Origin of the sequence: Martelella sp. UBA3392 (genome assembly GCF_002358775.1) — a bacterium.
GTDB lineage: Bacteria > Pseudomonadota > Alphaproteobacteria > Rhizobiales > Rhizobiaceae > Martelella > Martelella mediterranea.
In genome coordinates this window covers 1-11,193 of the sequence record NZ_DEPM01000126.1, presented here as the reverse complement: position 1 = coordinate 11,193, position 11,193 = coordinate 1, and the positions used below count along the sequence as shown (strand labels likewise).

General features: G+C 61.8%; 7 protein-coding genes. 3 read left to right on the top strand and 4 right to left on the bottom strand.

Annotated features, from left to right (window positions below):
* Positions 1–195 precede the first annotated feature (195 nt).
* Entirely contained in the window at positions 196–1,185 is a 990-nt protein-coding gene (rhaS, locus tag B4E36_RS09200; protein ID WP_345900267.1) for a rhamnose ABC transporter substrate-binding protein, read from the bottom strand.
* A 49-nt stretch (positions 1,186–1,234) separates the two neighbouring features.
* Positions 1,235–2,035, bottom strand: coding sequence for a DeoR/GlpR family DNA-binding transcription regulator (locus B4E36_RS09195; RefSeq protein WP_345900266.1), 801 nt, complete (start codon positions 2,033–2,035; stop codon positions 1,235–1,237).
* A gap of 177 nt (positions 2,036–2,212) precedes the next feature.
* On the opposite strand from B4E36_RS09195, the gene B4E36_RS09190 reads away from it, so the two are divergent.
* The 3 genes from B4E36_RS09190 to rhaM all read left to right on the top strand — a co-directional run bounded on the left by B4E36_RS09190 (position 2,213) and on the right by rhaM (position 6,223).
* Positions 2,213–4,312 (top strand): bifunctional rhamnulose-1-phosphate aldolase/short-chain dehydrogenase, encoded by a 2,100-nt coding sequence (locus B4E36_RS09190; protein WP_345900265.1) that lies wholly within the window; start codon positions 2,213–2,215, stop codon positions 4,310–4,312.
* A 286-nt stretch (positions 4,313–4,598) separates the two neighbouring features.
* A complete protein-coding gene (gene rhaI, locus B4E36_RS09185) occupies positions 4,599–5,885 on the top strand; it encodes an L-rhamnose catabolism isomerase (RefSeq protein ID WP_292058259.1) in 1,287 nt (428 codons plus the stop codon).
* A gap of 44 nt (positions 5,886–5,929) precedes the next feature.
* Entirely contained in the window at positions 5,930–6,223 is a 294-nt protein-coding gene (gene rhaM / locus B4E36_RS09180) for an L-rhamnose mutarotase (RefSeq protein WP_292058379.1), read from the top strand.
* An 89-nt stretch (positions 6,224–6,312) separates the two neighbouring features.
* Here the strand turns inward: rhaM and B4E36_RS09175 are convergent, their stop codons facing one another.
* Together B4E36_RS09175 and mprF are read right to left on the bottom strand one after the other, a co-directional pair.
* Positions 6,313–8,148, bottom strand: a complete 1,836-nt coding sequence (locus tag B4E36_RS09175) for a potassium transporter Kup (RefSeq protein WP_345900268.1) — start codon at positions 8,146–8,148, stop codon at positions 6,313–6,315.
* Positions 8,149–8,328: 180 nt separating this feature from the next.
* Entirely contained in the window at positions 8,329–10,908 is a 2,580-nt protein-coding gene (gene mprF, locus B4E36_RS09170; RefSeq protein WP_292058253.1) for a bifunctional lysylphosphatidylglycerol flippase/synthetase MprF, read from the bottom strand.
* Positions 10,909–11,193 lie beyond the last annotated feature (285 nt).

Genomic DNA, 11,193 nt, shown 5'->3' with positions numbered 1-11,193 from the left:
GTTGTTACTCTGTGGGATCGGCCCGTCGCGCGGACGGGCCGGTTTTTTCTGCGGGCGTGGCTCGCACAGATTTGGCAGCCACCAATCTCCCCCTCAAGGGGAGAGATCGGGTCTGAGAGGCATCTACTCGATTGACCGCAGAGACAGACGGCGTCTCAGGCAATCAACCCGACCTGCCAATCCCCGAGAACGTTCTCAGAAAACGTCCTTGAACTTGTCGATGTTCGACTTGTCGTAGACGAAGGGATCGGCCATCGCCCCGGCATTGTCGTCGTCCAGCGTCAGTTCGCCGAGGCGGCCCATGGAAAGCTCGGCGCCCGGTTTGGCTTCCGCCCCTTCGATCAGGTCGTTCGACAGCATGACAGCGGCATAACCGAGGTCGATCGGGTTCCAGATGGCGAAGGATTTCGATGCGCCGTTTTCGACATAGGCCGCCATTTCGGACGGCAGGCCGAGGCCGGTGACGTTGATCTCTCCGATCTTGCCCTCATCGGACACGGCCTGGGCCGCGGCGACGATGCCGACCGAGGTCGGCGCGATGATCGCCTTCAGGTCCGGATAGGACTGGATCAACCCTTGCGTCTCGCGATAGGACTTGTCGAACAGGTCATCGCCGTAAACCGTGGTAACGACCTCGATCCCCGGGTAATCGCCCTTCACCTTTTCCATTTCCGCGATCCAGGTGTTCTGGTTCGTCGCGGTCGCCGATGCCGAAAGCACCGCAACCTCGCCGCCATCCGGCAGATTGTCGGCGGCAAGCTTGATGATCATGTTGCCGATCAGCGGATTGGACGACGGGTTGAGATGAACCATGCGGCCCTCGGGGGCAACGCCGGAATCCCACGACACCACCTTGATGCCGCGCTGCATGGCGCGTTTGAGCGCCGGCACCAGCGCGTCCGGGTCATTAGCCGAAATCGCGATGGCGTCGACCTTCTGGGCGATCAGCGAATTGATGACGTCGATCTGGCCTTCGGCGGTCGTGTCGGTCGGGCCGGTATAGATCAGCTCGACACCGCCGATTTCCTTGGCGGCTTCCTCGGCCCCTTCGGCCGCAGCCTCGAAAAAGCCGATGCCAAGCGCCTTGACCACCAGCGCGATCTTCTTGTCGGCGGCGTTGGCGCCCTGCGCCACGAGCGCCGTGGAGAGCAGCGCCCCCACGAGAACTTTCTTCAAAATGCTCATCTTTCTCCTCCGGTTGATGAACGGGGTTCTGGCTGACCTCCTGTGAGCTTCAGCCGGAACCGGTTTCCTCCATTGCCTGCGCATCGGCGATGACCACCGAAACGCCGGCCTCCTCCAGCATGCGGACGTCGGACGCCTGCAACCCGGAATCGGTAATCACGGTCGAAATCCGCTTGAGACCGCACAGGATCAGGCTCGACCGCTGCTTGAACTTCGACGAGTCGACCAGAACCACGAGTTCCTCCGCCTGGTCGATCAGCTTCTGCTCGGCCTGGATCAGAAGCGGGTCGGCCTCCATCAGACCGAGCGGGCCGATCCCCTTCGCGCCCATGAACATGCGCTTCGCCCAGAAATTGCGGGTCACATCGTTTTCGAACGGGCTCAGGATCACATTCTGCTCGCGATAGATCACCCCGCCCGACAGCATCACCGTGTTCTTCGAATGCTTTAGAAGATGTTCGGCAATCGGGAAGGAGTTGGTGAAGATCTGAAGTCTGCGGTTGGCGAGGTGATGGACCATCTGAAACGTGGTCGTGCCGCCGTTGATGATCACCGAGTCGCCATCATCGCAAAGCGCCACGGCCGCCTTTGCGATCGCCTGTTTCTGCCGGACATTCATGGTCTGGTTGACACTGAAGGGTCGCCCCGCAAGGCCGACGAACTGCGGCGGGTTCAAGGCCTCGGCCCCACCGCGCACGCGTCTCAGACGCTTGGCCACATGCAAAGCGGCGATATCGCGCCGGATCGTCGCCTCGGAGCTCTCCGTCAGGTCGACGAGCTCCGCCACGGTCACGACCGGCTTTTCCTGTACCGCTGACAGGATGATGCGATGACGTTCTTTTTCGTGCATGGCCCCTCACTTTTCGACAGAGTTCAGCGAATTTCCATCAATGTCAATCAAAAATAGTCATATCCTATCTAATATCGTTATTTATGATCGAAATTGATCGTTAATGATTGACAATACCGCCTTTCGCATGGATTTTGCCGGGGAAGAACCAGCCGAAAGGCCCCGAAGGAGGAAACAATGGCGAATGACACCCGGGCCGCCCGGCTCGAAAACCTGTGGGATGACGGCAAGGCGACCGGCATGAGCGAATCCGAGCTCCTGCTCTATCGCTCCAATCTTCTGGGCTCCGACAAGCGCATCACCAATTACGGCGGCGGCAACACGTCGGCCAAGGTAATGGAAAAAGATCCGCTCACCGGCGAAGAGGTCGAGGTGCTCTGGGTCAAGGGCTCGGGCGGCGATGTCGGCACCATCAAGATGGATGGTTTCGCCACGCTCTACATGGACAAGCTCAATGCGCTGAAAGGGCTTTACCGCGGGCTTGAGCATGAGGACGAGATGGTGGGCTACCTCCCCCACTGCACCTTCAACCTCAATGCCCGCGCCGCTTCCATCGACACGCCGTTGCATGCTTACGTACCGAAAAAACATGTCGACCACATGCATCCCGACGCGATCATCGCCATTGCCGCCTCGGTGGATTCAAAGGTCCTGACGCAGGAAATTTTCGGCGGCGAGATCGGCTGGCTCCCCTGGAAACGGCCCGGTTATGAACTCGGCCTCTGGCTCGGCAAATACTGCGAAGAAAACCCGGATGCGCGCGGCGTCATCCTCGAAAGCCATGGCCTTTTCACCTGGGGCGACACCGCGAAGGAAAGCTACGAGACCACGCTCGAGATCATCAACAAGGCAATGGACTGGCTCGACCGCAAGATCGACGGCCCGGTCTTCGGTGGGCCGAAGGTGAAAACGCTGCCGGCAGAGCAACGCCGCGCGATTGCCGAAAAGCTGATGCCGAAGATCCGCGGCATGATTTCCGAGACTGAAGGCAAACTCGGCCATTTCGACGACCAGCCGGCCGTGCTCGAATTCGTCGGCTCCAACCGGCTTCACGAACTGGCAGCCCTCGGCACCTCCTGTCCGGACCATTTTCTCCGCACCAAGATCCGCCCGCTGGTCGTCGACTTCGATCCGGAAAACCCGGATATCGACAAGACGGTTGCCGGCCTTCCCGACGCAATCGCCGCCTACCGCAAGGACTACGCCGCCTATTACGAGCGCTGCAAGCACGCCAATTCCCCCGCCATGCGCGACCCAAACGCCGTCATCTATCTCGTGCCCGGCGTCGGCATGATCTCGTTCGCCAAGGACAAGGCGACGGCCCGCATCTCGGCGGAATTCTACGTCAACGCGATCAATGTCATGCGCGGCGCCTCGTCCGTTTCCGCCTATCAGGGCCTTTCCGAACAGGAAGCCTTCGACATCGAATACTGGCTTCTGGAAGAGGCGAAGCTCCAGCGCATGCCGAAGCCGAAACCGCTGGCCGGCAGAATAGCGCTCGTCACCGGCGGCGCGGGCGGCATCGGCAAGGCAACCGCCTTCCGGCTGGCCAGCGAGGGCGCCTGCGTGGTGCTTGCCGATATCGATGATGCGGCGCTTGAGACTGCCACAGCGGAGCTTTCTTCGGTCTTCAGCAAGGATATCGTGCGCGGCGTTCACCTGAACGTCACCGACGAGGCCGAAGTCGCGAAGGGTTTTGCCGATACGGTGGTCGAATTCGGCGGGCTCGATATTCTGGTCTCCAATGCCGGCCTTGCCTCGTCCGCCCCCGTCGAGGAGACGACGCTCGATCTCTGGGAGAAGAACATCTCCATTCTGGCGACCGGTTATTTCCTGGTCTCGCGCGAGGCCTTCCGGCTGTTCCGCTACCAGAATGCCGGCGGCAATGTCGTCTTCGTCTCCTCGAAAAACGGGCTGGCCGCCTCGCCGGGTGCGTCGGCCTATTGCACCGCGAAGGCCGCCGAAATCCACCTGGCGCGCTGCCTGGCACTGGAAGGGGCCGAGGCCCAGATCCGCGTCAACACCGTCAATCCGGATGCCGTTCTGCGCGGCTCGAAGATCTGGACCGGCGAGTGGAAGGAACAACGCGCCGCCGCCTACAAGATGTCGACCGACGAACTGGAGGCGCATTATCGCGATCGTTCCATGCTGAAGCGCTCGGTATACCCGGAGGATATCGCGGAAGCCATCTACTTCCTCGCCTCCGACATGTCGGCGAAATCGACGGGCAACATCATCAATGTGGACGCCGGCAACGCAGTGTCGTTTCCGCGGTAGCGCGAGGGGTGCGGCTAGATGAAATGCGGGAGATGCTGCGGACCTATCGGGTAGACAGCGCCCTCCCCACCCTCGGCGTCATCCTCGGGCTTGACCCGAGGATCCAAGCCCGTTTCACCGCGAAAGGAGGGGCGGGTTCGGGAGGCGCAAGCGTGCAATCCGCGGACTCCGCTCGCGACATATGTGCTTAGATGCTCGGGACAAGCCCGAGCATGACGGCGGAGAAATGGGCAAGGCACCGGCAACAAACGAATTCAGCAGGCCCGGCCTGCAACGGGAGGAAGACATGGAACGGATGATCGACAGCGACGTGCTGGCCGCGGAGAACGAGAAACGGGCAACCGCGCTCGAGCAGGACTACAACACGCTCGGCGAGCGGCTGGCGCGGCAGGGCATCGCCATAGACGACGTCACGGCAAAGGTCGCCGCCTATGGCGTCGCCGTGCCCTCCTGGGGTGTGGGCACCGGCGGCACCCGCTTTGCCCGGTTCCCCGGCGGCGGCGAGCCGCGCGGAATCTTCGACAAGCTCGAAGACTGCGCGGTGATCCATGAACTGACCCGCGCGACGCCGACGGTTTCGCTGCATATTCCGTGGGACAAGGTCGACGACCTTTCCGAACTCCGCCAGAAAGGCGAAAGCCTCGGCCTCGGCTTCGACGCCATGAATTCCAACACCTTCCAGGACCAGCCGGGACAGGACCATTCCTACAAGTACGGCTCGCTCTCCCATACCGATGGGGCGACACGCCAGCAGGCGATCGACCACAACATCGAATGCATCGAAATCGGCAAGGCGCTCGGCTCCAAGGCGCTGACGGTGTGGATCGGCGACGGCTCGAACTTTCCCGGACAAAGCCATTTCACCAGACAGTTCGAGCGCTATCTGGAGGCGATGAAATCCGTCTATGCGGCGCTGCCCGACGACTGGCGGATCTTCACCGAACACAAGATCTTCGAACCGGCCTTCTATTCCACCGTGGTGCAGGACTGGGGCACGAACTACCTCATCGCCAGGGAACTCGGGCCCAAGGCCTTCTGCCTCGTCGATCTCGGTCACCATGCGCCGAACGTCAATATCGAGATGATCGTGGCCCGGCTGATCCAGTTCGGCAAGCTCGGCGGCTTTCATTTCAACGACAGCAAGTATGGCGACGACGACCTCGACGCCGGCTCGATCGACCCGTTCCGGCTGTTCCTGGTGTTCAACGAACTGGTGGATGCCGAAGGCACGGAGGGCTTCGATCCCGCCCACATGCTCGACCAGTCGCACAATGTCACCGACCCGATCGAAAGCCTGATGCGCTCGGCCATCGAAGTCCGCCGCGCCTATGCGCAGGCGCTTCTGGTCGACCGCGCGGCCTTGTCCGGATATCAGGACGAGAATGACGCTATGGTGGCATCCGAAACGCTGAAGGACGCCTTCCGCACCGATGTCGGCCCGATCCTCGCCATGGCCCGCAGACAAGCCGGCGGCGCCATCGATCCGATCGCGACCTATCGCGCGGCCGGCTATCGCCAGAAGGTCGCCGGCGAACGCCCGGCCGTCACGGGCGCCGGCGGTGGTATCGTGTGAGCGGCGGCGAAGCGGAGAAGATCGTGGAAACCATCGCATTCCGCATGAACCTCAACCGTGGCCAGACCGAGGAATACAAGCGCCGCCATGACGAGATCTGGCCGGAACTCGCAGCCCTCCTGAAGGATTCCGGCGTCTCCGACTATTCGATCTGGCTCGATGAGGAGACCCATCATCTGTTCGCGGTGCTGAAGCGCAGCGACGATCATCGGATGGATGCCATCCCCGATACCGAGATCGCGCAGCGCTGGTGGGCCTTCATGGCGGACATCATGGAGACCAACCCCGACAAATCCCCGGTTCAGGTGGAACTGAAGAAAATGTTCCATCTTGACTGACAGCGCCCGTTCCGGTTTTTCCGGAACGACGGCGACCGGCGGTTTTCCTCCATCAAGCGCTGGCGGGCAAATCGGTCCGCGCTGCGCCGTCAGATTTCTATCTGCATGCCGAGCTCGACCACCTTTTCAGGCGGCAGTTTGTAGAAAGCCGTCGCCCTGACAGCGTTGCGCGTCAGCACCGCAAACAACTTCTCCCGCCAGCGGCGCAGGAAGAAGGCATCCTGAGAGGGAATGATCGTCTCGTGCCCGACGAAATAGGTGACGTGATCGAGATCGAGGCTGTCGTCGATCTCGCCGAGAAGCCTGAGCGCAACCGGGATATTCGGTGACTGCATGAACCCGTAATGCGCGTGCACCACCGAGAAGTTCTGACCGAGATCCTTGACCTCGAGCCGCTGGCGGGCGTTGACCTTCGGCACCTCCTCGCTCTCGACATGCAGGAGAATGATCCGCTCGTGAAGCACCGGCAGATGCCAGAACTGGTGCAGGAGCGCCGGCGGCACGTGCGGCAGCGATGCCGTCAGGAAAACCGCCGTGCCCGGCACGCGCGGGACATTCTTGTGACGGAGTTCGTCCAGGAACGCATCCATATATTGTCCGTTCCGGTTCAGATAGGTGATGAGCCGGCCACGGCCGGATGCCCAGGTCCGCATGATGACGAAGATGCCCGCCCCGACCGCCAGCGGAAGCCACCCGCCCTCCATGATCTTGAGGCTGTTGGCCGCGAGAAAAGTCAGGTCGATCAAGGCAAGACAGAGTATGAGCGGCAGGACGAAGCGGGCTTTCCACTTCCACCGGTAAACCATCACGAAATAGAGCAGGATCGTGGTGATCACCATGGTCGTGCTGACGGCAATGCCATAGGCCGCCGCGAGGTTCTCCGAACTGCGGAAGGCCAGCACCAGCGCCACGGTGGAAACGGCCAGAAACAGATTGATCGCGGGCACGTAGATCTGCCCGGTCTCTTCCGCGGAGGTCTGACGGATCTCGACGCGCGGAAACTGCCCGAGCTGGACCGCCTGGCGGGTCAGCGAAAAGGCCCCCGAAATCACGGCCTGGGAGGCGATGATGGTCGCGGCCGTCGCAAGCAGGACCAGCGGAATGCGCAGGAAGCCGGGGGCCAGGCCATAGAAGGTCTGTCCCGCATGGGCGCTGTCGGACAGCACCAGGGCGCCCTGCCCGAAATAGTTGATGACGAGGCAGGGAAAGACGCAGGCAAACCAGGCAAGCCTGATCGGCGGGCGGCCAAAATGGCCCATATCGGCGTAAAGCGCCTCACATCCGGTGACGGCAAGGAACACCGCACCCATCACCATCGCCGTGACCCCCGGCCTCGCGATGCCGAATTCCACCGCATAAAGCGGACTCAGCGCCTTCAGCACGACGGGGTGCTGAATGATCTGCGCAAGGCCAAGCAGAGCGATCACCAGGAACCAGACGAGCATGACCGGTCCGAACAGCACCGCGACACGGGCCGTGCCACGCCATTGCACGGAAAAGAGCCCGAGCAGGATCACGATGGTGATCGGGACGACAAAGTCGGAGATCGTCGGTTCGATCGTCTGGATGCCTTCGACCGCGCTGAGCACGGAAATGGCCGGCGTGATCATCCCGTCGCCATAAAGAAGGGCGGCGCCGAACAGACCGATCACCAGCAGAACGCCTTTACCCCTGCGCGATGCTCCGCGCCAGGGCTGGAGAAGGGCGAGAAGCGCGAGAACCCCGCCCTCGCCATTGTTGTCGGCACGCATGACCAGCAGCAGATATTTGAGCGAGACGACGATCACCAGCGACCAGACGATCATCGACAGAATGCCGAGCACCGACATCTCGTCCGGCGTCGCCCTGCCGAGCGCCGTGCGGAAAGCATAGAGAGGGCTCGTGCCGATATCGCCATAGACGATGCCAAGCGCCGAAACCGACAATGCTGCCAGCCCCGCCGGCTGTTTTTCGTCCTGCCCAGTCGCCAACGTCCCGCCTCCCGAGAAATCCGCGCGACCCATTCGACGCGGTTTTGTGATGGTTTCAGATTTTCCGCGAATATCCAATGGGAGGCGAGACAAACATGTCACGGGCCGCAACGGCCCCGTCTTCGAACCGGCCGATCACTCGTCGTCTTCCTTGCCTTTGGCGCCGCGCGTTATCACGCCGCGAAGCCCGCCGCTGACGAGCGCGTTCACATCATTGGCGACCAGCAGCGGATCGATGCCGCCCCAGGTCATGAGATAGCGCGAGCGCCAGTCCGGCGCGAACTTGTCCTTGTAGTCGCGCAGGCCCGCGAAATTGTAGAAATGGCCGCCAAGCCGGGAGACGGACCCCGCCACATGTTCCCAGATCCTCGGGTGCCGCGAGGAATCCAGCCCGCTCAACGGCGCCATTCCCAGCGAGAATTGCCGAAAGCCTTCCTGTTTCAGAGCGAGCATCAGCGCGACGAAAAGAAAATCCATGGTGCCCGACGGCGCGCTGGAGGCGTGGCGCATCAGATCGATGGTGCCGACTTTTCGTGTCGCGGTCTCGAAGATGTTGGCGAAGGCGACGATCCGGCTCTCCTTGCGCACCAGCGCCAGCCGGAAGTTCTGGAGATAGTCCTCGTCGAAACGGCCAAGAGAGAACCGCTTTTCCCGCACATGTTTCTCGCCGAGCCATTCGTCCGAGATCGCTTTCAGTTCGGCCATCAAAGCCGCAGAATGGGGCGGCGCGGCGATCTCCATCATCAGGCCGTCACGCATCGCGCGGTTATAGGCCTGCCTGAGCTTGCGCCGTTCCGGTCCGTCCAGGGCAAAGGTTCCGAGATCCACCACGGCCTCCTCGCCGAGCTTGCTCGGCATGAAACCGGCATCGACAAAAATTGCCAGGTCGTCGGCCGCGATCTGGTAGAAGGCCGGCCGGCAATTGGCCCGCTTCGCCTCGGAGACGAAGGCATCGATCAGTTCCGCGGTCGCGTTTTTCTGTCCGACAGGTGGCCCGAGAGCCACGAAGCTGCGGCCATGACGGCCATACATCACGAAGGCATCCTGATCATCCGAAAACAGAAACAGCTTGTCTCCCGACAGGGCAAAATTCGCGTCGGGATCATCCTGACGGGCAATCAGCGAACGCAGGAGAGCGATATCGGCTTCGGAGCCGGACGGCGAGGCCCCTGCCCTTGGCCTCAGCGCGAGGAACAACAGCACGATGAGCGACACCGAAACGCTGATGCCGGCCGTGCGCAGCGCCCGCGGCATATTCGCGTCGAATGCGAACTGCCACCAGCGCGAATGGGAATATTCGGCATCCTGCTGGGCGAACAGAAAAAACAGGACAACGCAAAGGGCAAAACCGGCCCAGAGCGCAAGCGACGTCATGGAGTGCTGGCCGGCCGAAAGCGGCGTCCTGCGATCGAAACGATCCCGTGAGATCCAAAGCACCGCCGCCAGAAAGGCAAGCGCGAAAGCGAGACCGAAATCGAGCCGCTGAAGGAGCAGGGAAATCACGGCGAGGCCCAGGATCGCAATCGCCATGTAGAAGGCGCTGCGCGAGCGCGCCCGCAAACCATTGGCAAGCACGATGAGAATGCCGCCGGTCACGCCCATGATCACGTTTGAAAGCTCGAAGAGGCCGAGCGGAACCGCCGGCTGCAACTCCTCCAGAATGGGTTTCGGGATCGGGATAATGCCATCGAGGATGAGGATAAGCCCCGCAAGAAAAGCCAGGCCGGCGGCGACGGAGGGCATCAGGGAGGTCAGGGAAGATAGCACCGAGAACGCGCTCAACGCCTTGCCTCCCGGCCTTGTCAGCGGCGCTGCTCTTTCGCGGATCTCCACCCCGACAAGGATCAGCACGCCGGCCATGAGCGGCAGGAGGTAGTAGATGATCCGGTAGACGAGCAGCGCCGCGGCGACGCCTGCCGCCTGATCCGACACGGTTGCGAATGCGCCAAGGATGACGGCTTCGAAAACGCCGACGCCGCCCGGAACGTGACTGAGCACCGCCGCGACGGCAGCCGCGGCAAAAACCGCAACGAAGGTCGGGAAGGTAACGACCGCCGATGCGCCGGACGGCAACAGGACATAGAGCGTTGCCGCCGCGAAGATGATGTCGAGGAGCGAGAACAGAATCTGAAGCGCCGCATCGCGTGGCGGCGGCATGACAAATCTGAAACGGCCAAACCCAATCGGATGCCGGGCAACCGAACTCCAGGCGACGCCAATCGTCACCACTGCGAAGGCCGCAAGCGCCGCGACCCTGATCGTTTCGGTCGACAACGGAACGAAATGCTCGATTGCCGCCGGATGCCAGGCAATGGCCGCCAACCCGATCACGGTGACGCCCACACCGAATGCCATGGCGCAATAGCTCGAGACCACGGTGATATCGGCAAGGGAAAGGCCAAGGCCGCGATAGAACCGATACCGGACGGCGCCGCCGGACAGGACGGCAAGCCCGATCGAATTGCTGAGCGCATAGGCGGTAAAGGAGCCCAGTGACAAGGTCGGAAGGGGAACCCCTTTGCCGACATAGCGCAGCGCCGACCAGTCATAACCGATCAGTGCCGCGTATCCGCCGGCGGTCGCCAGCACGGCAACAAGCAAGGAATGTGTCGGCGTCAGCTTTATCCGGCTGATGACCTCGGAAATCGTGATCCCGTGCAATGCCTCGTAGACGGCGAATGCGCCGAGGCCGAACAGAATGAACGTGGCCAGCACAGGTCCGAACTTCCGGACGAATGAGACTGCTCGGCGCTTGGCCGGTATGGGTTGATCGCCTTCAGAAACCATGGATGACCCGACAAAAAAGGGCGGCCCGAAGAACCGGCCGCCTCACCGTTCGGAAACGTAACGTGCCGACGACGAATGGTCAATTTGCCAAGGTCGCTTCGTCCGCGGCCGGAGGCGCTCCCGTTTGGACAGCTTCATCGTGCCTGAGCATATGCATCGGGTCGCAACCGGGCTTATACCAAGGATCAGTGATTAGAACCCATATGACCGGAG

Excerpts from the sequence above, each read along its gene's own strand:
- rhaS (WP_345900267.1), bottom strand. The coding sequence starts at position 1,185 with ATGAGCATTTTGAAGAAAGTTCTCGTGGGGGCGCTGCTCTCCACGGCG.
- B4E36_RS09195 (WP_345900266.1), bottom strand. The coding sequence starts at position 2,035 with ATGCACGAAAAAGAACGTCATCGCATCATCCTGTCAGCGGTACAGGAA.
- B4E36_RS09190 (WP_345900265.1), top strand. The coding sequence starts at position 2,213 with ATGGCGAATGACACCCGGGCCGCCCGGCTCGAAAACCTGTGGGATGAC.
- rhaI (WP_292058259.1), top strand. The coding sequence starts at position 4,599 with ATGGAACGGATGATCGACAGCGACGTGCTGGCCGCGGAGAACGAGAAA.
- rhaM (WP_292058379.1), top strand. The coding sequence starts at position 5,930 with ATGAACCTCAACCGTGGCCAGACCGAGGAATACAAGCGCCGCCATGAC.